This is a genomic window from Elongatibacter sediminis (assembly GCF_037892215.1).
Taxonomy (GTDB): domain Bacteria; phylum Pseudomonadota; class Gammaproteobacteria; order Xanthomonadales; family SZUA-36; genus Elongatibacter; species Elongatibacter sediminis.
Genome location: NZ_JAZHOG010000006.1, coordinates 205,483 through 227,767, shown reverse-complemented (window position 1 = coordinate 227,767; position 22,285 = coordinate 205,483). Strand labels below are relative to the sequence as shown.

The 22,285-nt window shown below is 63.4% G+C and carries 21 protein-coding genes; 10 read left to right on the top strand and 11 right to left on the bottom strand.

The window, feature by feature from the left end:
• Window positions 1–5: 5 nt before the first annotated feature.
• Both V3330_RS10805 and V3330_RS10800 read right to left on the bottom strand, forming a co-directional pair.
• Complete coding sequence (locus tag V3330_RS10805) at window positions 6–920, bottom strand: cation diffusion facilitator family transporter (protein ID WP_354695432.1); 915 nt, start codon at window positions 918–920, stop codon at window positions 6–8.
• 13 nt (window positions 921–933) lie between these two features.
• Window positions 934–1,218 (bottom strand): TMEM165/GDT1 family protein, encoded by a 285-nt coding sequence (locus tag V3330_RS10800; RefSeq protein WP_354695431.1) that lies wholly within the window; start codon window positions 1,216–1,218, stop codon window positions 934–936.
• Between the two features lie 125 nt (window positions 1,219–1,343).
• On the opposite strand from V3330_RS10800, the gene ilvE reads away from it, so the two are divergent.
• On the top strand, window positions 1,344–2,261 hold the full coding sequence (gene ilvE, locus V3330_RS10795) for a branched-chain-amino-acid transaminase (protein WP_354695430.1): 918 nt from the start codon (window positions 1,344–1,346) through the stop codon (window positions 2,259–2,261).
• Between the two features lie 2,134 nt (window positions 2,262–4,395).
• Here ilvE and V3330_RS10790 read toward each other — a convergent pair.
• Window positions 4,396–5,193 (bottom strand): NYN domain-containing protein, encoded by a 798-nt coding sequence (locus tag V3330_RS10790; RefSeq protein WP_354695429.1) that lies wholly within the window; start codon window positions 5,191–5,193, stop codon window positions 4,396–4,398.
• Window positions 5,194–5,384: 191 nt separating this feature from the next.
• Between V3330_RS10790 and V3330_RS10785 the strand changes: the two genes are divergently transcribed.
• The gene (locus V3330_RS10785) at window positions 5,385–6,377 is read left to right on the top strand and encodes a serine/threonine protein kinase (protein WP_354695428.1); all 993 of its coding nucleotides are present in this window, start codon (window positions 5,385–5,387) and stop codon (window positions 6,375–6,377) included.
• A 44-nt stretch (window positions 6,378–6,421) separates the two neighbouring features.
• Here V3330_RS10785 and V3330_RS10780 read toward each other — a convergent pair whose 3' ends face one another.
• From V3330_RS10780 to V3330_RS10770, 3 genes are read right to left on the bottom strand one after another with little or no spacing between them, the layout of a single operon-like run.
• Window positions 6,422–6,658, bottom strand: coding sequence for a SlyX family protein (locus tag V3330_RS10780; RefSeq protein ID WP_354695427.1), 237 nt, complete (start codon window positions 6,656–6,658; stop codon window positions 6,422–6,424).
• Window positions 6,658–7,071: a VOC family protein gene (locus V3330_RS10775; protein WP_354695426.1), complete on the bottom strand. Its 414-nt coding sequence runs from the start codon at window positions 7,069–7,071 to the stop codon at window positions 6,658–6,660. The genes V3330_RS10780 and V3330_RS10775 overlap by 1 nt, the downstream gene beginning before the upstream one ends.
• Window positions 7,072–7,075: 4 nt before the next feature.
• Window positions 7,076–7,903, bottom strand: a complete 828-nt coding sequence (locus V3330_RS10770) for a dienelactone hydrolase family protein (RefSeq protein ID WP_435791810.1) — start codon at window positions 7,901–7,903, stop codon at window positions 7,076–7,078.
• A 144-nt stretch (window positions 7,904–8,047) separates the two neighbouring features.
• On the opposite strand from V3330_RS10770, the gene V3330_RS10765 reads away from it, so the two are divergent.
• Both V3330_RS10765 and V3330_RS10760 read left to right on the top strand, forming a co-directional pair.
• Window positions 8,048–8,443 (top strand): hypothetical protein, encoded by a 396-nt coding sequence (locus V3330_RS10765; protein ID WP_354695425.1) that lies wholly within the window; start codon window positions 8,048–8,050, stop codon window positions 8,441–8,443.
• Window positions 8,444–8,450: 7 nt separating this feature from the next.
• Complete coding sequence (locus V3330_RS10760; protein ID WP_354695424.1) at window positions 8,451–9,326, top strand: peptidylprolyl isomerase; 876 nt, start codon at window positions 8,451–8,453, stop codon at window positions 9,324–9,326.
• A 79-nt stretch (window positions 9,327–9,405) separates the two neighbouring features.
• On the opposite strand, the gene V3330_RS10755 is transcribed toward V3330_RS10760, so the two are convergent.
• Window positions 9,406–10,257 carry a glycosyltransferase family 2 protein gene (locus V3330_RS10755; RefSeq protein ID WP_354695423.1) on the bottom strand — a complete coding sequence of 284 codons (852 nt, stop codon included), beginning with the start codon at window positions 10,255–10,257 and terminating at the stop codon, window positions 9,406–9,408.
• A gap of 5 nt (window positions 10,258–10,262) precedes the next feature.
• Window positions 10,263–10,853 (bottom strand): dTDP-4-dehydrorhamnose 3,5-epimerase family protein, encoded by a 591-nt coding sequence (locus V3330_RS10750; RefSeq protein WP_354695422.1) that lies wholly within the window; start codon window positions 10,851–10,853, stop codon window positions 10,263–10,265.
• A 362-nt stretch (window positions 10,854–11,215) separates the two neighbouring features.
• Between V3330_RS10750 and V3330_RS10745 the strand changes: the two genes are divergently transcribed.
• Complete coding sequence (locus tag V3330_RS10745) at window positions 11,216–13,312, top strand: M13 family metallopeptidase (protein WP_354695421.1); 2,097 nt, start codon at window positions 11,216–11,218, stop codon at window positions 13,310–13,312.
• A gap of 71 nt (window positions 13,313–13,383) precedes the next feature.
• Here the strand turns inward: V3330_RS10745 and V3330_RS10740 are convergent, their stop codons facing one another.
• Window positions 13,384–15,186 (bottom strand): ABC transporter transmembrane domain-containing protein, encoded by a 1,803-nt coding sequence (locus V3330_RS10740; RefSeq protein WP_354695420.1) that lies wholly within the window; start codon window positions 15,184–15,186, stop codon window positions 13,384–13,386.
• Window positions 15,187–15,296: 110 nt separating this feature from the next.
• Window positions 15,297–15,539 carry a hypothetical protein gene (locus tag V3330_RS10735; protein ID WP_354695419.1) on the bottom strand — a complete coding sequence of 81 codons (243 nt, stop codon included), beginning with the start codon at window positions 15,537–15,539 and terminating at the stop codon, window positions 15,297–15,299.
• Between the two features lie 109 nt (window positions 15,540–15,648).
• On the opposite strand from V3330_RS10735, the gene V3330_RS10730 reads away from it, so the two are divergent.
• Window positions 15,649–16,671, top strand: coding sequence for a glucokinase (locus V3330_RS10730; RefSeq protein WP_354695418.1), 1,023 nt, complete (start codon window positions 15,649–15,651; stop codon window positions 16,669–16,671).
• A 64-nt stretch (window positions 16,672–16,735) separates the two neighbouring features.
• Window positions 16,736–17,230 carry an aminoacyl-tRNA deacylase gene (locus V3330_RS10725; protein ID WP_354695417.1) on the top strand — a complete coding sequence of 165 codons (495 nt, stop codon included), beginning with the start codon at window positions 16,736–16,738 and terminating at the stop codon, window positions 17,228–17,230.
• 27 nt (window positions 17,231–17,257) lie between these two features.
• Here the strand turns inward: V3330_RS10725 and V3330_RS10720 are convergent, their stop codons facing one another.
• Complete coding sequence (locus tag V3330_RS10720) at window positions 17,258–18,112, bottom strand: DUF3014 domain-containing protein (protein WP_354695416.1); 855 nt, start codon at window positions 18,110–18,112, stop codon at window positions 17,258–17,260.
• 220 nt (window positions 18,113–18,332) lie between these two features.
• Here V3330_RS10720 and V3330_RS10715 point away from each other — a divergent pair, with 220 nt between their 5' ends.
• From V3330_RS10715 to V3330_RS10705, 3 genes are all read left to right on the top strand, one after another.
• Entirely contained in the window at window positions 18,333–19,784 is a 1,452-nt protein-coding gene (locus V3330_RS10715; RefSeq protein WP_354695415.1) for a cryptochrome/photolyase family protein, read from the top strand.
• Between the two features lie 104 nt (window positions 19,785–19,888).
• Entirely contained in the window at window positions 19,889–20,629 is a 741-nt protein-coding gene (locus V3330_RS10710; protein WP_354695414.1) for a response regulator transcription factor, read from the top strand.
• A 67-nt stretch (window positions 20,630–20,696) separates the two neighbouring features.
• Window positions 20,697–22,166 (top strand): sensor histidine kinase, encoded by a 1,470-nt coding sequence (locus tag V3330_RS10705; RefSeq protein ID WP_354695413.1) that lies wholly within the window; start codon window positions 20,697–20,699, stop codon window positions 22,164–22,166.
• Window positions 22,167–22,285: the final 119 nt, after the last annotated feature.

Genomic DNA, 22,285 nt, shown 5'->3' with positions numbered 1-22,285 from the left:
CAGATCTAGTCGGCGCAGTGCACGGCCTGGTGGCAGACGACCTCGGAATCGGGACGTTCGATCTGGATGGTGGGATGGTGAATCCCGAAGCGCTGATCGAGTTCAAGCGACACCTCGAACAGGAACCGGTCGTCCACGGGCACGGGATCCATCACGAGATGCGCCGTCAGCGCCGTATCCGTCGTACTCATGGGCCAGATGTGCAGATCGTGCAACTCGACCACTCCGGGAAGGCCACGCAGGTAGTCGCGCACTTCCAGGGGATCGACCGCACGGGGAACGGCATCGACTGCCAGATTGAGCGAATCGCGCAGCAAACCCCAGGTCGACCAGAGGATGACGCCGGCGATGACCAGGCTGATTACAGGATCCATCCACTGGAAGCCGTAGCGCCAGATCAACACGCCCGATATCACGACACCCAGTGACACCGCAGCATCCGCGGCCATGTGCAGATAAGCGCCACGAATATTGAGATCCGAATCCTTGCCGGCGAAGAAGAACATCGCGGTGACCGTATTGATGACCACACCCACGGCCGCCACGACCATGATGGTCAATCCGGCGGGTTCCGCCGGTTCCATGAGCCGGTTCACCGCTTCCCAGCCGATGGCGCCGACCGCCCCCATCAACAGCAGGCCGCTGAACAGGGAAGCCAGAATCGTCGCGCGCGAATAGCCATACGTGCGCCGCAGCGAAGGACGCCGCCGCGCCAGCGCGGCCGCACCCCAGGCCAGCAGCAGCCCGATCACGTCGCTCAGGTTGTGACTGGCGTCGGTGAGCAGGGCCAGGGAATCGGAAAGAAACCCGAAAACGGCTTCGACCACAACAAAAATCACGTTGAGGGTCACGCCGACCGCGAAGGCGCGGTCGTAGTTGGGTGGCGCGTGGTGATGCGCGTGGTCGGTTTGCCGGTTCATGGTCGTAGCCGTGTTACACGGATCGAATGCCGTGGTACAGGGTCCACGCGCCGATCACGATGAAACCGGCCCCGGCGATAATGGACATGGCCCGCGCGTTGACGACATTCGACAGCGCAGCACCGGCCATCACGCCAATGGCGCTGGTGAGCACGAGGGCCGAGGCCGCGCCGAGAAAAACGACCCATTTTCCGGCCGCTCGATCAGCCGCGAACAGCAAGGTGACGACCTGTGTTTTATCCGCCAATTCGGCGATGAATACGCTCGCGAAGACCGTAGCGAAAAGTTTCCACTCCATACCGCTGGTTCCAGTGGTGTCCGGGGTTCCGATTCTATCGCGTCGCGCCGGTTGATTCGCACGGCTCGGAGCACCGATACTTACTCTTTTTCACCCTTTCGAATCCGTTACAAGGCAATTGCGACATGAGCGACATCAATAAAATCTGGTTCAATGGGGCGCTTCGCCCCGCCGAAGAATGCACGGTGTCGGTGATGAGCCATGCGTTGCACTACGGCAGTTCCGTGTTTGAAGGCATTCGCGCTTACGATACGCCATCCGGCTCGGTCGTGTTCCGACTCACCGATCATATCAAGCGCCTGCGCTACTCTGCAGACGTGTACCGCATTCCCCTGCGTTACTCCGACGAGGAACTGGTGGAAGCCTGCCGGGAAACCATCAAGGCCAACGGACTCACCAGTGCCTACCTGCGGCCGCTGGTGATGCGCGGAAACTCCGGTCTGGGTGTGATTCCCAAGGACATGGACGCCATCGATGTCGTAATCATCGCCATGAAATGGGGGGCCTACCTGGGCGAGGATGGCTTGCGCAACGGAATTCGCGCGTGCATCACCTCGTGGCAAAGGCTGGCCCCGAATACGATCCCGCCGGGCGTGAAGGCCGGTGGCAATTACCTGTCAAGCCAACTGATCGGCTGGGAAGCCCGGGATCGCGGCTGCGATGAAGGCATCGCGCTCGGCACGGACGGTTTGCTCAGCGAGGGCGCCGGCGAGAACATTTTCGTGGTCACCAATGGCCGTATCCTCACCCCGCCGGGAGCCGCATCGATTCTCAAGGGCATCACGCGCAGCACCGTTATGACCCTGGCCGCCGAACTGGGCCTGCCCCTGGTGGAACAGGCGATTGCCCGAGAACAAATCTACGGCGCTGACGAGGTCTTCATGACCGGTACCGCGGCCGAAGTGACCCCGGTTCGCCAGATCGATCACATCACGATCGGCTCCGGCGGCTGTGGCCCCGTCACCCGGCAGATTCAGGATGCATTCTTCGGTCTGTTCGAAGGCAAAACCGAGGACCGCTGGGGCTGGCTGGAACCGCTCTGACCCCCGTTTTTGCCACTGCCTGAGCGCGCCGCGGGTCCTCCGCGGCGCCAGAAGCCCCGATTGCACCTCCCGGCCGTTCCAGGGTGACAATTATTGTCACGCCCCTGACACAGCCTGACCAGAACCCGGCATCCAACTCCAGTCCGGGTGGTGCCTGTTTTCTTTCAAGACATTGTATTTAAAGCATTTGTCAACTTTCCTTTAAGTTGGCCCGGGTTTTGCATGTAAGGGGATACTAACTGACTGGTAGCAGTTAGGGGAACGAGACGGAGCCCCGCCCCTCTTTGCCCAATCGGGGCTCCGGCTCTTCCCACCTGAAGAGTCTGCCAGACGAGACAGGAGCGACAGCCGCGATCAAGGATGACGCGCAGCAGGAAAAGCGAGATCTTGCTGATTTCATCCACGACGCAAACAGATCATCGCCACCTGCAAGCTGACTGAAGATCAGTATGTATCGGATTTCAAGAGAGATGAAACCGATACGCAGTTTGAAAGCTTGTTCACAGAATTGCATGGGGGACAGGCAGAAACGGAGTGAAGCCAGGGGGGTAGTACAGGCCCACTCCAACAAGAGATGACCGCTGTGCCCAACACAGAACACGGACATCGCTATTACACTCAGCCCGACGCAAGTCGGGCTTTTTTTTGCGTGACACTCGGAACCCGGTCGGGCTATCGTTCATTCGCCCCCTGCGGTTGGCACCACGCTCAGTTTCGGGAACTCTGACTTCGCTCCCCCTCTTTGTCTTGCCCGGAAGTGAACCTTCGCCTCTTCATCAATCAGGGGTTGGGTGCCACTGAGGTCCGCCGCGCGCTGTGACATACCCCTACCAAGGTACGCGGACCCCGGCTTCACTCCCCTCCTTGTTTCACCCGAAAGTGAATCTCCGCCTCATGAAAATCATTGGCTGGGTGCCAATGAGGTCCGCCGCGCGCTGTGACATGCCCCTTCCAGGACACGGTCTACGGCTTCGTTCCCTTACTCATTTCGCTGCGCTCAATCCGTGCGGTCACTCTCGCCTGCCCTGCATAAACCCATCCCTGGGGCCTTGATCGAAAACGTCCTGTTTTCGACAGTCCTGGAAGGGGCATGTCACATCACCCGGCTGGGCTGCAGGGGCGTGTAGGGTGGGAACACAGAGGCAGAAGTGAATTTGATCGCCGTAGCAACAGTACGGGGTTGAGGAATACCCCCGCGCAGGTTCACATCCGCCCAGGCAGGTGATGCGGCGCGTTCCCCTCAGGGGTCTCGCCGCCAGGACGGTGGCGCGAAGGCCCCAGGGAAGGGTCCACGCCGTCCCCTGAGGGGAATGTGCCGTAGCACCTGCCTGCTCGAGGGCACGCTTTCCATAAGCCTTCCAGAAAGGCGAAATCTGAACGATGCGAAAACAGCAAACAGTCAAAGCCATTGCACCAGGACCCTGAGCGTTATGTCACGTCCCCCGGCTGGGCTGGAGCGACGCTGGCGGGGCGAACAGAAAGGCAGAGGTGAATTTGAGCGCCGTAGCAGCGGTACGGGGTTGAGGAATACCCCCGCGCAGGTTCACATCTGCCCAGGCAGGTGATGCGGCGCGTTCCCCTCAGGGGTCTCGCCGCCAGGACGGCGGCGCGAAGGCCCCAGGGAAGGGTCCACGCCGTCCCCTGAGGGGAATGTGCCGTAGCACCTGCCTGCTCGAGGGCACGTTCTTCCATGAACCTTCCTGATAAGCGGAATCTGAACCAGGCTAAAACAGTAAAGAGTCAAAGCCATTGCACCAGGACCCTGAGCGTTATGTCACGTCCCCCGGCTGGGCTGGAGCGACGTTGGCGGGGCGAACAGAAAGGCAGAGGTGAATTTGAGCGCCGTAGCAGCGGTACGGGGTTGAGGAGAGCCACCGCGAAAGTCCGCATCCGCCCAGGCAGGTGATGCGGCGCGTTCCCCTCAGGGGTCTCGCCGCCAGGACGGCGGCGCGAAGGTTACACGGACGTATTAAAGCCGTCCCCTGAGGGGAATGTGCCGTAGCGCCTGCCTGCTCGAAGGCACGGTTTCCATGAGCCTTCCAGATGAGCGGAATCTGAACTAACGCAAAACCAGCAAGGTCTCCAACTCAAGAGCGGGAGTTTTCGTGAGGGAGGGAGCAGCTATCCGTGGGGCTTAATTGACGCCCGTGATGATGTAACCGCCGGACTTTTCATCGTGCTTCATCGTGACCATGCCGCGCTTTTGCATTTCCTCGAGCATCTTTCCGAACGAACGGAACCCATGGTAGCTCTCGTTGAAGCCGGGTTTGCGCCGCTTCAGCGCCTGCTTGACCATGGAACCCCAGATCGGGTCCTCGTCGCCGCGTTCGCTGTACAAATCGTCGATCGTCTCCAGGATCAACTCGAAGGCCTTTTCGGAGCGTGATTCCTGGCGTCCGCTGTTTTTTCCTTCGGTGTTCTTGGGTTCGGGCTTCTTCTTGGCGGGCTTGCGCCGCTGCGATGCCCGGATCAGGTCGTCGTAATAGATGAATTCATCGCAGTTGGCGATCAACAGGTCGGACGTGGAGTTTTTCACGCCAACGCCGATGACTTCCTTGTTGTTCTCCCGCAGTTTCGACACCAGCGGAGAGAAGTCGGAATCACCCGAAATGATGACGAAAGTATCGACGTGTTCCTTGGTGTAGCAGAGATCGAGTGCATCGACCACCATGCGGATGTCGGCGGAATTCTTGCCGGACATGCGTACGTGTGGAATTTCGATGAGTTCGAACGAGGCTTCGTGCATGTCGCGCTTGAAATCCTTGTAGCGCTCCCAGTCGCAGTAGGCCTTTTTAACGACGATGTTGCCCTTTACCAGCAGGCGCTCGAGTACTTCTTCAATTTCGAACCGGGAAAAGTTGGCGTCGCGGACGCCGAGGGCGATGTTTTCAAAATCACAGAATAGTGCGAGGTTCTTGGTGCCGTTTGCCATTTAATTATATGTCTGAATCGAAGGGTGGTCGGTGCCGACGCTGCGTTTGCCGGGATGAGCGGAATGCATCCTGAAGCGGGGTTCGCGCCGTGGACCCATTCTACTGGATTCCGCGCCGTGCCGTGGGAATGATTTCATCAGCGGTCGCACCTCACGGCCGGACGGCGGCCCGGCTCGGGTATCATGCGCCGATGAACGAACCCGATACAGCCACACCGTATTACCGCCTGGACCCCGACACCGTGCTGCACGCCGTCGAGTCGCTCGGTCTCGTCACCGACGGGCGCCTGCTGGCGCTGAACAGCTACGAGAACCGGGTCTACCAGGTCGGCATGGACGAGGGCGACCCGCTGGTGACCAAGTTCTACCGGCCCGGCCGCTGGAGCGATGAACAGATCCAGGAAGAACACGACTTCGCGCTGCAACTCGCCGAGGCCGAGATTCCGATGATTCCGCCGTTGGTTATCGAAGGTGCCACCCTGCATCATCACCAGGGCTTTCGGTTCGCGCTGTTTCGCCGCCAGGGGGGACATTCGCCGGAGCCGGACGACCGTGACACGCTGGTGTGGCTGGGGCGGTTCCTGGGGCGCATGCACGGTGTGGGATCCGCCCGGCCGTTCAACCACCGGCCGGCCCTGACCCCGCAGCGCTACGGTGACGAATCCCTGGCGACCCTGGCCAAAGATTCATGGTTGCCGCCGCACCTCGAAGACGCCTTCGCGACCCTGAGCACGGATCTGATGGCGCATGTGCGCGCGGCCTGGGAGCGGACCGGAAACTTTACCGCCATCCGCCTGCACGGTGATTGCCACCTGGGCAACCTGCTGTGGCGGGACGGCCCGTTTTTCGTGGATCTCGACGACTGCCAGACGGGACCGGCCGTCCAGGATCTGTGGATGCTGCTGTCGGGGAGCCGGGAAGACATGGCCCGGCAACTGGACTGGCTGCTGGAAGGCTACCGGCAATTCCACCCTTTCGATCCGCGGGAACTGCACCTCGTGGAGGCCTTGCGCACCCTGCGCATGCTGCACCATGCCGCCTGGCTGGCGCGTCGCTGGGAGGACCCGGCGTTTCCGGCCGCCTTCCCCTGGTTCGGGGAGCCTCGCTACTGGGAGGGTTGGATTCTGTCGCTGCGCGAACAACTGTCCGCGATGCAGGAACCGCCCCTGGAACTGTCGTACTGAGTCCGTGCGACGGTCGGTGCGGCTCGGTGGTGCGTAAACCGGCGCTAGTAGTGCGGCGGCGGCTCGTGCCCCATTTCCCCGCCCTCGGCGACGGCCGCCTCGCCCAGTTCACGCAGTTTCCGGGCCATAGCGCTGACCTGCAGGCGCAGTTCGGCGAGTTCGCGGTCCTGCCGGGCGATGATTTCGCCCAGTTTGTCGACGGTATCGTCGAGAAACGCCAGCCGGCTTTCCGCCTCTTCCATGCGTCGCGGGCTGATGCCGTGGGTATCCGCTTCGGACATCAGCCGTCTTCCGGCGCCTCGTCGGGCGGCTGCCAGAGCTCCACGCGGTTACCATCGGGGTCGACGAACCAACCAAACCGCCCGTAGTCGTGCTCCTCGCGCTCGGGCAGAACCGTGGCGCCGCCGGCCGCGACGTTGGCCAGCGCCCGGTCGAGATCATCAACAACGAGGTTGATCATGCAGGCCTGGCCGGAATCGCCGAAATATTCGGTATCGGCCGGAAACACGCTCCACACGGTGAAGGCGTGATCGGGCATGTCGGCGGGAAAGAAACTCGTGCCCTGGGTGCTGCCCCAGGACTCCACCCCGATGCCCAGCTGCTCGGCATACCACTTTCCAAGACGGCGGGGGTCGGTGGAGCGGAAGAAGACCCCACCCACGCCCAGCGCCCGGCCTTTCGTGGTGTCGGGCATGCGCTCAGCCTTCGTCCGCGAACGCGGTCTGCAACAGCAGCCGCATGTGCGCCCAGGAGCTCTCGTCGGCCAGCGCATCGTACTTCAGAGGCAGACCAAATTTTTCACCATTGTCCGTCGCCGCCGGATTGCTGAATCCGTGCACGGCGCCGGGCATGTTGATGAACTGGTAATCAGCGCCGGCGACTTCCATTTCCCGTTGGAACGCGTCGATGGCTTCCTGCGGCACGAAGGGATCGGCCTCGCCGTTGTAGGCCACCACGCGCGCGGTGACCGGCGCGCCTTCACCGTCCGGCGCCACGGCCAGCGGCAGGCTGCCGTGGAAGGATGCGACTGCATCGAGGTCGGCGCCGTAGCGCGCCATGTGCAGTACGAGGCCGCCGCCGAGGCAATACCCGATAGCGGCGATGTGGTTGGTGTCGACGGTATCGTGCGCCTTCAACTGCGCCAGCGCCGCGTCGAAGCGCGCGCGGCTGGATTCCAGGTTGTCGGTCAGTTCCTGCATGAACTTCTGCGCGTCTTCGGGATGGTCGGCGGTACGGCCATCCCCGTACATGTCGAGCGCCAGCGCGGTGTAACCGAGTTCGGCCAGCATGTCGGCGCGCTTCCTGGGGTAGTCGTTGTGCCCCCACCACTCGTGCACGACCAACACACCCGGCCGCTGGCCTTCCACGCTGTCGTCCCAGGCGATGTAACCCTTCATGGTCACGCCGTCCGCGCTGTAGCTGATTTCTTCCGAACGTAATTCCGCCATGGCTGTACTCATGCTCCCGATTGTCAGTAGCAGAAAGGTGATCAACAGCGTCCGCCGCCGGGCTCGTTGCCGCTTCATGAACCAGTCCTCCTGTCTCGTTTCTTGCCGAATTCCGTGTCCGATGATAGCGTTTTTGCCGCCGGCCGTGTTTCCACCGGTTACAAACTTGCCTTGCGCAAGGGTCGGCCCCAGATTCATGGGCAGCCTTAAAGGACAGAACCAATGAACCCCTCAGAAACCGAAAATGCCATTCAGATGAATGGCGACGACATGTACCGTGAAGATGTCTTCACCGACAACGCGGTAGGAACACTGCGGCGCCTGACCCCGGTCACTCCCGAAGGCGACGACGACGCGTCACGCTCGACCCGCTTCGTCGGCTCCACCCAGGTACTGACCAATGCCGGCCCGCTGCCCCTGAATTTCGAAGTGCCCGGCACCTCGCTCGCCGAGGCCATTGCGAATTTCTCCGTGGCAGCCCAGGAGTCGTTCGAACGGACCATGGAAGAACTGCGCGAATACCAGCGCGAACAGGCTTCCTCCATCGTCGTACCGCGCGGCGGCGTCGATCCCGGCAAAATGGGTGGCGGCTCCGGCGGCGGCATCCAGATGCCGTGATGAATGCTTGAGCGACTCGCCCATGACGCGTGAGTTCATCGCCCCCCTCGCGCTGTTGCTGATCCTGCTGGCCGGCAGCTCCGCGGCCGCCGCTCAGGACGACATGGTCTGGCGCGAAGTCGAGCCGAACAACGTGGTTTTCATGGAACTCCAGGAAGGCCGCGTGATTATCGAACTCAATCCGGTGTTCGCGCCCAAGACGGTGGCTCAGTTCCAGCGGCTGGTGCTGAGCCGTTTCTACGACGGGCTCCCTTTTTACCGCGTGATCGACGGATTCGTGGCCCAGGGCGGCGACGGCAGTGACCTGGGTGAACTGAGCAATGTTCCGCTGATCGACGCCGAGTTCGAAATCGACTGGCATGACGAATTGCCGTTCTTTTCCGTGCAGGAGCCGGACCTGTTCGCTCCCGAGACCGGGTTCGTCGATGGCTTTCCGGCCGGACGCGACCCCGAGGCCGGCAAGGTCTGGCTGACGCACTGCCCTGGCACGGTGGCGATGGCGCGTAACGACGACCGCGATTCCAGCCGCACGGACTTTTACATCGTGATCGGTCAGGCGCCACGGTATCTCGACCGCAATCTCACCGTTTTCGGACGGGTGGTGGAGGGCATGGATGTGGTCCAGCGGATCCGCCGGGGCCCGGCCGCTGCCAATGGCGTGATCGAATCCGACCTCGAACGCAGCCGCATCCGGTCGATGCGCCTCGGCAGCGAAATGCCCGAGGCCGAACGCCTGCATGTCTATGTGATGGACACTTCCAGCAAACCGTTCGACCGACTGGTCGATGACCGGCGGGTCCGCAAACACCGATTCTTCGTCAACAAGCCGCCCCGCGTCATCGATGTGTGCCAGGTGCCGTTGGGCGCACGCGTCACCAAGTAGCCCTTCAGCGATCAGTGCAGTCCATTCTGCCGCCCCAGTTCTCAGGCACTAATGCCTTCGAACACGTGGAGCGATGGTGTCAGTCCGCGCCGGATACGGGTGGCAGGCCCTTGTAGCGCCGCCGGACTTGATGCCGTTTGGGCGTGGACAGTATCGGGCCGGGCATCTTCGTGGCGTTCGCCTTCGGGGCGACGGGTGGCCGGTTGAGTCGTACCGCTTCCGCGACGCTCGCTTCGGAATCTTGAGCGTGTGAGATCAGCGCCCACCAGGCGGCTTGCTCGAGCGCATTCGCGTCAAGGTAGCAATTCTCTCGATGCGCCGCTGGCAGCTTGACCGCTGTAAGACGGGGAATGTGAACCCGTCTGCCCCCACCGCGGGTGAGCGCCCAGGCAAGCTGGGCCTCCGGATCCACACGCCCGCAAGCGTCCGGGCCAGGCCAACCGCCCAAGCGAATGGCCGGCGCCACGGGGTGAGCGAAGCAGGTGGGCGGTATCCACGGTTTGCGCCGCCCCCGAATCCGCCACCAGGGTGGCTTGTCCAACCGCCGCAGCGACCGTCCGGGGCTGCAAATGGCGACAGAGGAATGCACGAATGCCGCACCCTTCTCCAGCGCGGGCATGATGGCTTCGAGGTGCCCGGGCAACCAAAGGTCATCATGGCCGAGGTAAGCCACGAAAGGGGACGCCGCCCGGCGCAGTGCTGCATTGTTGGGCCCGGACTGGTGTCCGGTATTGACGGGGAGATTTAACCAGTGAACCCGCGAGTCGGCGCAACCTGACACGAGGTCCTCGCTGTCGTCATCGCAACCATCTCCGACGACCAGCAGTTCGAACTCTTCCATGGTCTGTGCCAGGACACTCCGTATCGCATACGCCAGAACGGCCGACCGATTGTAGGTAGGGATAACGACACTGCATCGGGGTGATCCCACGACCCTCACCACCTCCAGGGAACGACCTCCGCGGCGCGGGGGTGGTCGTATGGAAGATCGAGCGCATCAGGTGTGTCGTGATCGTACAGCGAACTCGGCATATTGATCATGAAGGCTTCGTCGGTTCCGATGTTCTTCCAGCCGTGGTAAAGACAGGGTGGGATGACGACCAGCGCCGGGTTGCGTTCGCTCAGGCGGATTTCATTCACCTGCGCAAAGGTGGGTGAATCCCGGCGCCCGTCGAAGATCACGATTGACACCAGGCCTTTGACGACAAATAGCCGGTCGGTGGACTGCTCGTGCAATCCCCAGGCACGGATACGGCCGGGCTGGGTCGTGGTGATGTGAACCTGGACGATTTCGAGATCGACCTCTGGCCATACGGTACGGGCCACCTCCGCCACGACGCCATCCTCGTGGGGAACCGGCCGCACTGGCCGGATCTTGACGCCCTCTATGGGCTTCAAATTCAACTGGCCGCTCGCGTCAACCGCCGAGTGCTTGGCCACCAGCAGATCGTAGCCCTTGATCGCACCCCTGGCGGAACGGGTATCGGGCAGAGTATCGCGCGGGGGGTTGGGCTTGTCAGCCGTCACGTTTACGGGTCCTCGCAGGAGTTGTATTGCTGGGATTAGAGCAGCCTTGTTGGCTCCGGTGCAACTTTGGAACGCCGCAGCCTGGTTGCGCCGCAATCGGCCGGGATTGACTTCCAACTTGAGGCCACGAAACATTTCCCGCTATTCCACAGGACTTCGGGACTGCAGGCCACCCCTGCCATGCACAAAGCCAATTGACGAATTGCCCGGCACGGTTTCGCAGCCTGTTTCCCACCAGCACTCCGGCCGCAGCGCCGGCGCGCCGACCCAACCATCGACACTTCCTGTCGGTCACGCGCGCGAGGAATAATGCGCCGAAACCCACAAGCAGGGCGCGCCCCGCCCTGGCACGAGGAATCCGCATGAAACCTGTGACATCGCTTGTTCTGCTGATCGTTCTGACGAGCCTCAGCGCCTGCGCCCCGGATTCGGAGCCCGGCCCGGCGGCAACCGCTGCAGGCAAAGAGTCCCCGCAGCAGGCGGAGCCGGTTCCGGAGTCACCGATCTCCGGCATCGACTTCGCTGCCCTCGACCGCGAGACCCGGCCGCAGGACGACTTCTACCAGTTCGCCAATGGCGGCTGGCTGGACACCACCGAAATACCCGATATCTACTCGGGCTACACCGTGTACCACCAGGTGTACGAAGACGCCGAACAGGCTCTGCGCCAGATCGTGGAGGACGCCGCCGCCAACCCCGGACCACCGGGGTCGGAATCGCAGCAGGTCGGCGATATCTACAACAGCTGGATGGACGAAGAGACCATCGACTCCCTGGGTATTCAGCCGATTCAGGCCGAACTCGATGCCGTCGAGGCCGTCGAGGACGCTGCCGGTCTGTCCCGGCTGATGGCGCGGCTGGAGCGGGCCGGCATCGCGACGCCGTGGGACTACTCTATTTTTCCCGACCTGAAGAACTCCAGCGCCTATGCGGTTTACGTGTCCCAGGACGGCCTGACCATGCCCGACCGCGACTACTACCTGCAGCAGGACAACGAAAACTTCGCCACCGCGCGCGAAGCACTGCCCGCTTACATCGAACGCATGCTGGTGCGCTCGGGCATGGACGCGGAAGCCGCCGCCGACGCCGCGCCCCGGGTGTACGCCATCGAAGAGGCCATCGCCACCGCGCACTGGGACAACGTGGAAAACCGTGACCCGGAGAAAATCTACAACCCGTATCCGCTGGAAGACCTCGGCGAGCTGGGCGGCAATATCGACTGGCCCGCGACCGTCGATACCCTGGGTCTCGGTTCCGCCGACAAGCTCGTCATCGGTCAGCCGAGCTACTTCGAAGCACTGGACCGGCTGCTCGCCGAACGTCCGCTGGCGGACTGGAAAGCCTATTTCCGCTTCCGCGTCATCGACGGCCGCGGCCGCGATCTCGATCAGGCAACGGCCGCCATCCGTTTCGACTATCGCAACCGTGTCCTGTACGGGCAACAGCAGGAACGTCCGCGCTGGAAAACCGGCATTTCCAACGTGAACGCGATGGTCGGTGAAGCGGTCGGCAAGCTCTACGTCGCCGAGTATTTTCCGCCGGAAGCCAAGCATCGCATGGAGGAACTGGTCGAAAACGTGCTCGCGACCCTGGAAGAAGACCTCGCCGACCTCGAATGGATGAGCCCCGCAACCCGCGAGAAAGCCGCGGAGAAACTCTCTCGCTTCACGGCCAAGATCGGCTATCCGGATGAATGGAAGGATTACTCCGACCTGGAAATCGTGGCCGGGGACCACATCGGCAACCTGCGGCGCGCCATCGAATGGAACCATCGGCAGGAGATCGCCAAGCTGGACCGGCCGGTCGACCGCACCGAATGGTTCATGACGCCGCAGACCGTGAACGCCTACTACGACCCGACCAAAAACGAGATCGTGTTTCCGGCCGCGCGCCTGCAACCGCCGTTCTTCCAGCTCAATGCCGACGACGCCATCAATTACGGCGCGGTCGGCGGCGTGATCGGACACGAGATCAGCCACGGCTTCGATGACAAGGGCAGCAAGTTCGACGGCGACGGTAACCTCGAGAACTGGTGGACGGAAACCGATCGCGAGGCCTTCGAAGACCGCACCCAGGTGCTGGTCGAGCAGTACAGTGCCTTCGAGCCCGTGACCGGCATGCACGTCGACGGCGAACTCACCCTGGGCGAGAACATCGGCGACGTCTCCGGGGTCGCGATGGCCTACCGCGCCTACATCCGCAGCCTGGACGGCGCCGAGCCTCCGGTTATCGACGGCTTCACCGGCCCGCAGCGCTTCTTCATCGGCTACGCCATGTCGCGCAAGGGCAAGTACCAGAGGGAGGCCGAAATCAACCTGCTGTCGTCGGACCCGCATTCACCGCTGAAATACCGGGTTAACGGCGTCTATCGCAACCTCGATGCCTTCCACCAGGCCTGGAACACCCAGCCCGGCGACGGCATGTGGCTGCCGCCCGAGGCGCGGGTGAAAATCTGGTAAGCGGCTGAGTCGATGCGTATCGCGGGCGCGGGGCTCCTCGGGCACCTGAACGGGCACGCGCGTGCCATGGATCAGGCGGATTCGGTTTGCTGGCCGGGCTGGTCGAGATCGAACTGCAAGGCCGCCAACTGGGCATACAGGGGATTCGACGCGATCAGTTCGTGATGGTTGCCGGATGCCTGCACCCGGCCGTGCTGCATCACCAGGATGCGGCTGACCTTCTGAATGGTGGCCAGCCGATGGGCGATGACCAGGGTGGTGCGGTCGTGCATCAGGCCTTCCAGCGCCTGCTGCACCAACTGTTCGCTGGTGGCATCGAGCGAACTCGTCGCCTCGTCGAGCAACAGGATGGGCGGGTCTTTGAGGATGGCGCGGGCGATGGCGATACGCTGGCGCTGCCCGCCGGACAGGCGGGTGCCACGCTCACCCAGGTAGGTGTCGTAGCCTTCGGGCAGCGCCTCGATGAACTCGTCCGCGGCGGCCATTTCCGCGGCGCGCCGTACTTCGGCATCGGTCGCCTCCGGCCGGCCGTAGCGAATGTTCTCCAGGGCCGTGGTGCCGAACAGCACGGTTTCCTGCGGGACCAGTCCGATCTGCGAGCGCAAAGCGCGCGGGTCGGTTTGCGAGATGTCGATGCCATCGATCCTTATGGACCCCGATTGCACGTCGTAAAAGCGCAACAACAACTGGAACACCGTCGACTTGCCCGCGCCGGACGGACCCACCAGCGCCACGGTCTCTCCGGACGCGACCTGCAGCGAGAAGTCCTCCAGCGCCGGGGTGTCGGGCCGCGAGGGATAGTGAAAGCCGACGCCCTCGAACGCAATCCGCCCTTGCACCCGGGCCGGCATCGGCGTTGGCTCCGCAGGCACGACGATTTCCGGCTTCGCCCGCAGCAGCTCGGCCAGGCGCTCCATGGCGCCCGCCGCACGCTGAATTTCCCCCCACAGACCGCTGAGCGCGGCGGATGAACCGCCGACCACCAGCGCATACATCAGAAACTGGGCCAACTGACCGCCGGTCATGGCGCCGGCCAGAACCGCGCGTGAGCCGGCCCACAGGATCAGGGTGATCGCGCTGAACACCAGCGCCACCGACATGCCCGTCAGGAAAGCGTTCATGCGCAGGCGGCGCACCGCGGTGCGAAAACTGGACGTCACGGCTTCCCGGTACCGCCGGGACTGCAGTTCCTCGAGGGTGAAGGCCTGCACCGTTTGCATCGCATTGAGGGTTTCGTCCGCCAGCGCGCTGGTATCCGCCACCCGGTCCTGCGACTGGCGTGACAGCTTGCGTATTCGCCGGCCCACCGTGATCACGGGCAGCACCACCAGCGGAATACCGATCAGGGTATAGCCGGCGAGTTTGGGACTGGTCAGAACCAGCAACGCCAGACCGCCGACCAGGGACAGGGAGTGGCGCAGCGCCATGGACAGACCCACTCCGGAAATCGTCTGCACCAGGGTGGTGTCGGTGGTCAGGCGGGAAAGCACTTCGCCGGTGCGCGTGACTTCGAAGAAGGCCGGGTCCATGCGCACCACCTTGCGGTAGACGGCATCGCGAATATCCGCAACCACCCGCTCCCCGAGCCAGGTGACGAGGTAATACCGCAGCGCCGCGAAAACGCTGAAGACCAGGGCGGCGAGCAGGAACCAGCCGAAGTAACGATTGACCGTGGTGACGTCCTGCGCGATGAAACCATTGTCGATCAGGTAGCGCAGAGCCACCGGCATGGTCAGCATGGCCGCTCCCGCGATGAGCAGCGCGGCCATGGCCGCCACCAGGGTGCGCCGGTAGGGCCGGATGAACGGCCACAGAGCCGCCAGCGGCTTCAGCGACCGGGACGCCGGTCGATCGACTCCGCCGGCCTCAGCCACGGGTTACCCGCCTCACGGGGCTGCGCTCATTTCACATTGCTCCTGGGACGATCTTCAGGGTCGTGCTCGTGAGGCTGCAACATGGGGGCATATGGGCCCCGATCAAAGGATCAGTCCCGAATCGCTCCCAACAACCGCCGGTAACCCCGCTTGAGTTCGTCCCCCAGCAACTCCAGGGCCTCGCCGACGTTTCCGGCGCTGTCCTCCAGGCCGGCGCGGGAGGAAAACCGCTCCCATTTTCCCTCGAGTGCATTCCATTCATCCTTCGCTTCCAACGAAGCCAGGTGCAGGCGCAGCTCCATTTCACCACGCAATTTTTTCACTTCCTGCTTCAGATCATCGAGATCAGCCATTACATTCTCCCGGATAGGCATAATAAATCCCAGTATTTCCAGTTTAGCGCCTGGCTGTGGCCAGAGCATTGACCAGGGACAGAAACGACCGATCCGGGATGGACAGACCATGAGTCAACAAGCTCATTCGAACCCGCTGCGCATTCTCGCGGGAGATATCGGCGGCACTTACACCCGCCTCGCAGCCTGCACCGTCGACAGCCGGTTCCGGGTCAGAACCGGTAACGTGTTCCGGATGGCTACCCGCCAGCCGGGCGTCGACTCTTTTGCCTCGTTCTGGCAAGCCGTCCGTGACATGGCGCCACCGGAGCTCGGTGACGAAACCGCTTTCGATGCCGTGGGGCTGGCGCTGGCCGGCTCGGTGGCGGGGGACCGTGCAGTGCTGCCCAACATCGATTGGGACATCGGTACCGGCGACCTCGACCCGTTCGCAAGCTTCTGCCTGGTCAACGACTTCGTCGCCCAGGGCTGGGCGCTCGCCGCGAACGGCATTCGCCATCTGGAACCGGTGCGCGAAGGGCAGGACGGTCCGGGCGCGGTGGCCATGGTCGGCGCCGGTACGGGCCTGGGCCACTGCTCGATTCATCCACCCACCGATGCCCGCGACGGCGAATTGAATCCGGGCTGGTCCGTCACCGGTTCGGAGGCCGGCCACGCGACATTCGCTTTTCACGGCCTCGAGGAGAAGGAAATCGAGGAGCGACTGCTCGAACTGACCGGAGAGGCCTGGCTCAGCAACGACGACGTCGTCAGCGGGCCGGGCGCAGCCCGGCTGCATACCGCATTGAGCGGTGAGACCGTCGAGCCGGCGGAGGCACTGCGGGACCCGGACGGCGAAACCGCACGCTGGTTCGCACGCCTGTACGCGCGCGCCTGCCGCAACTACTGTCTGAACATCTTCCCGGTTTCCCGCCTGGTGATCTCGGGCGGGGTGGCGGCCCGCAATCCCCACCTGGTGCATTCATCGGCATTCCGCGAGGAATTCGAAGATGCCGGAGCGTACCGGAATCTTCTGCACCACATTCCCATCGGCCTGAACCGCGACCAGGACCTTGGCATGACCGGCGCCGCGGTGTTCGCCGCCGTCCGCCTGCGCGCCGCGGGCCCGGCAAAGCCACCCGGCACGTACTAAACTCAAGGTACGGGCACAGGCCCGGGGGAACCTGTCCTCGTGATCGATTTGACAGGAGACCGCCATGGCCATCGCACGCACCCTCAAACATTACCTCGACGAACACCACGTCCGTTACGACACGGTCACCCACACGCCCACCGAAACCGCCGTGGATTCCGCGCGTTCGGCCCACGTGCCAGTGCACCAGGTGGCGAAAGCCGTGGTGCTGGAAGACGACTCGGGCTACGTGGTCAGCATCGTTCCATCGAACAACCGCCTGAACCTGGAATGGGTCAAAGAGGAATTGCAGCGTGATCTGCACCTCGCAACGGAACCGGAACTGGGCAACCTGTTCGACGACTGCGACATCGGTGCCGTGCCGGCGCTGACCCAGGCTTACGGGCTGGACGCCATCTGGGACGACCACCTCAAGCACGTCAGCGACGTCTACATCGAAGGCGGAGATCACCAGCACCTGGTGCACCTGAGCGGCGAGGATTTTCGCCAGCTGATGCGCCGTCTGCCGCACAGCATCATCAGCGCCAGCGAGGATTACTCGAGCTGGATGTACGAGTGAGCGGCCGCCCGCCCGCGGCAGGCTGATTCAGCCGCCCAGCACGGTGCGCAACTCGACCAGTTTGCGCCTGACCCGCTCAGCGTTGTCCCCGCCCATGCGAATCAGCAGCTTCTGGCCGGCACTGAGCGCTTCCAGTTCCGGATCGACGAATTCGTAGTACGCCTCGGGCTTGACCAGGCGAACCGGTCCTTCGGGTTGTGGTGTCGCCAGCAGATGATCGATCACCTCGAGCAGGCGGGCAGTGAAGTCGCCGTCCGGATAGCCGAGTTCGGCGTAAGCCTGCTGCAGCAACGGGTTGTAGTGCAGATACTCGGCGGCGAACTGACCGGCATCGATGGATTCCAGGTAGTCGACATAAGGCTCGTACCGAGCGAAGTTGACCGGATCCAGCGTGTATTGCTCCAGTTCGTCCCCCTGGGCATTGGTCACGACCGTGGGTGGCTGGAAATCGACATTGGCCTGAAACGGAGTCGGCGGCGCCTCCACGGGCAGCAGGCTGCCGGGAACCTGATTTCCGGTCAGGGCATCCACCGCCGCCACCAGCCGCGGGACGATGCTGTCACGCAGTTGCACTTCGTTCGGCGCCACCCCCCCGGTGACTTCCTGAACGGTTTCACGCACAACCGGATCGCTATCGGACAACGCCGGCAAGGGTTCCGGCGGGGGCTCGGCGGGCGCCGATTCGTACGGTTCCGCCTGCGTCATGGGTGTCGCCACTTCCGGTTCAGTCGGCCTGACTTCGGGCTCGGGCGGCGGCTCCGCTTCAGCCATGGTTTCCGGGACGGGCGGTGGCTCGACGGGTTTGTCCATGAAGCGTGGCGCCAGGAACCAGGCAGCCACGGCCACCACGGCAATCAACAGTACGACCAGAACTTTTTTCACGACAGATACCACCTCGATGCGAGTCGGAATTGTTCCTTCCCTGGGTCGGGAACTCGCGCGAACAGGCCACGACGCTCCGGCGCGAAGAGAATCCCTCTCTGTACTGGGACCGCGAAAACCGTCCCCTTACTGCAATTATGGCATCTCTCGCCCTCACGAACCGTTCACGGCCGGTTTGCCAAAATGCGATGATGTATCGCGTCATACGAATGGATCCATCATGAGCAAGGTCATCATTGCCTGGTTTCGGCAGGATCTCAGGATTCGGGACAACCCCGTGCTCGCCGAAGTTCTGCGGCGTGATGCCGCAGTATTGCCCGTTTACATTCACGCTCCGGAGGAGGACGGCGCGTGGGCGCCGGGGGCCGCGTCACGCTGGTGGCTGTACCACGCGCTCGCCGGACTGGCCGGGGACCTCGAGGCGCTCGGACTCCCGCTGGTGATCCGCCGCGGATCTCCGGAAGAAGCCCTGACCTCGATCGTGGCATCGATGCGCGGCGCCGGCCACCCGGTGGATTCGGTCGCCTGCGCGCGGGTATACGAGCCGGACCGGGTGCAGCATGATGAACAGGTCCGCGAGGTTCTGGACGAGGTGGGGGTGGGCTGGTGGCAGGGCAACGCAAGCCTGCTGATCGAACCCGAGCATGTGTGCAACAAGTCCGGCGATCCCTTCCGGGTGTTCACGCCCTTCTGGAAACATCTGCGCGGCCTGCCACCGGAGCCGCCGGTCGCGGTGGACGCGGACCGGCTCGAAGCGCCGGATCACGTCCCAGACTCGCTAGCCCTGGACGATCTGGAACTGCTGCCGACCCGGTCGTGGGACGATGGCATCGCGGCTGCGTGGGATCCGTCACCTGCAGGCGCGAGGACCGTACTGGAAGACTTTGTCGAAGAGCGCGTGACCGCCTACAAGCGCTGCCGTGACGTGCCGGGCGTGAACGGCACGTCGCGCCTGTCGCCGTATCTGCACAGCGGCCAGGTCGGGCCGCGCCAGGTCTGGGCCGCGGTGCATGCCGCCGGCGGGGCGGACAACGATGGTGGCTTCACCTTTCTCAGCGAGGTGGCCTGGCGGGAATTCGCCTACCACCTGCTGCACCACTTTCCCCGCACCACGGACGAGCCCATGTACGAGAAATATCGGGACTTTCCCTGGGCGCCCGACCCGCAGGCACTACAGGCCTGGCAGAAGGGGCGAACCGGTTATCCGTTCGTCGACGCCGGCATGCGGCAATTGTGGAAAACGGGGTGGATGCACAACCGGGTGCGTATGGTGGCGGCCTCCTTCCTGGTCAAGCACCTCCTGCAACCGTGGCAGGACGGCGCGCGCTGGTTCTGGGACACCCTGGTGGACGCCGATCTGGCCAGCAATACCATGGGCTGGCAGTGGGTCGCCGGCTCGGGGGCCGACGCCGCTCCGTATTTCCGCATCTTCAACCCGTTCGGGCAGGGCGAAAAATTCGACCCGGATGGCGACTACGTGCGTGAATTCGTGCCGGAACTGGCCGGTCTCCCCGACAAATACATCCACCGCCCCTGGGAGGCGCCCGACGAGGTGCTGGCGAAGGCCGGTGTGGTACTGGGCGAAACCTACCCCGAACCCATCATCGAACACCGGGCCGGACGGCAACGTGCCCTGGATGCTCTGGAGGCCACCAGGCAGCAGGCGGGCTGAAGTCCGGGAAGCGCCACTTCAGGTCCCATCGGCAGCGTGTTCGCGTGATTGTTTCGTGATAAATCCGGTCTAGTATCGGAACAACTGCCACGGGACATCACGGCATGAACCGATTCCAAAACCCGGCCCGGCGCCGAATACTGGTGGTCGAAGACGAGCCGGACATCGCCGCTCTCGTGGAACTGCACCTCAACGACAACGACTTCGACGTCGCGGTGGCCCGCGACGGCCATGAGGGCATGCGCCTTGCCTTCGCCCGGAATTGGGATCTGGTCATCCTGGATTTGCGACTACCGGGGCCGGACGGCCTGAGCATCTGCCGCGCACTTCGGCGTGATCAGCGCTTCGTCCCGATCCTGATTCTGACTTCCAAGTCGGCGGAGCTGGACCGGGTGCTGGGGCTGAATCTGGGCGCGGACGACTACGTCACCAAGCCGTTCAGCGTTTCGGAACTGGTGGCCCGGGTCAAGGCGATCTTCCGGCGGGTCGATTCCCTGGCGCGGGAAAACCCCGGCGGGGAGGAGGTGATCACGCACGGCCGGCTGCGCATTGATCCCGCACGGCGCGAGGTATCGATCGGCGGTACCGGGGTCTCGCTCACCGCGCGGGAATTCGACCTGCTGCTGCACTTCGCCCGCCATCCGGGCCGGGTGTACAGTCGCGCCCAGTTGCTGGATGCGGTCTGGGGCTACGGGCACGACGGCTACGAACACACGGTGAATTCGCACATCAACCGGCTGCGCGCCAAGATCGAGTCGGATCCGTCCGAGCCCGAATACGTGGTCACGGTCTGGGGTGTCGGCTACAAGCTGGACAGCGGATCGTCGGCCGCCAACGCGGCCTGATCGAAATGACCACCCTCCCACATCCTGCCCGCGGCGGTCCGCCCCCGGTGGTGCGGCGCACCGGCCCATGAAAACCCTGTTCGCCCGGCTGTCGGTCGCTTTCCTCGCCCTCATCGTACTGGCCGGTGGCGGTTTCTACCTGGTGGATCGGTACAGCACGCAAACCTATTACGAGGAACTCACCCAGCGTCTGAACAGCTCGATCGCGATGTACGTTGCCGGTGAAAGCCAGCTTATCGAAGACGGGGTGGTCAACACCGGGGCACTCGAACAGCTCGCCCGCCAGGCGATGATCGTCAATCCCACCGTCGAGGTGTATCTGCTGGATACCGAAGGCCGGATTCTCGGACATACGCTTCCCCCCGAAAGCATTCAGACCGAGCGCATCGACCCGGAACCGGTCCGCCGGCTCATTGCCGGAGAGGTGGATATGCCGTTTCGCGGCACCGACCCGCGCAATCTCAACCGGAACAAGGTTTTCTCGGCGGCCGAAGTGGTCGACAGCGGCGCGGTGCAGGGCTACCTATACGCCATCCTGGGTGGTCAGAAGTACGATGAACTGGCCAGTTCGATTCGCGGCAGCTACGTGCAGAAGATCAGCCTGGGCGCCATCGTGGCCATCGTCATCGCCGCCTTCCTGGCCGGCCTGCTGGTCTTCAGTCTGCTGACCCGGCGCCTGACCCGGCTGACCCGTGACGTACGGCGTTTCACGGCCTCGGATTTCGATCCCGACACCGTCATTCAAACCGACGATACCGACGACGAAATCGGACAGCTCGGCTCCGCTTTCCGCCGCATGGCGGACAAGATTGGCGAACAATTCGAAGACCTCAAACAAACGGACCGCCTGCGCCGGGAATTGATCGGCAACGTGTCACACGATCTGCGCACGCCGCTGGCTTCGATGCTGGGGTACGTGGACACACTGCTGTTGAAGAACGAAGGCCTGGATGCCGGCGAGAGACGGCGGTACCTGGAAATCACCCGCAAACACACGCGACACCTCGACCGGCTGATCGGCGAACTGTTCGAATTGTCCAAGCTCGACGCCGCCGCGGTAAGGCCCAGCCTGGAGCGCTTCTCGCTGGCGGAACTGCTGCACGATGTCAGCCAGGAATTCGAACTCGACGCCGAATCCCGCGGCATCACGCTCACAGTGGATACGGGCGAGCAACCCGCGATGGTCAAGGCGGACATCGGTTTGATGCAGCGCGTGCTCGAAAACCTGCTGCGCAATGCCCTGAAATTCACGCCGGCCGGCGGCGAAGTCCGGATCCATCTGGCGCCGCGTTCCGGTGCGGTCCGGGTCGCGGTCACCGACACCGGATGCGGCATCCCGACCGAAGACCTGGAGCATATCTTCGACCGCTATTTTCACGCCAGGCGCGAAGGTGAGCACGGCGACTCGTCGGCGGGACTGGGACTGGCCATCGTCAAGCGGATTCTCGACCTTCACGGCAGCCGGATCACGGTCACCAGCGCATTGAACCAGGGCACCCGTTTCGAGTTCGATCTGCCCACCGCCGCTGCCGCCTGAACTCCAGGGCTGAGACGAAGCACAACGGCGGGCCGGTGGCGGGGCGCCGAGTCGCACGAACACCGCCTGCGGGTTTGACTCCAGCGATGCTGCGCGCCATGCTGGCGTCTGCCCGATTC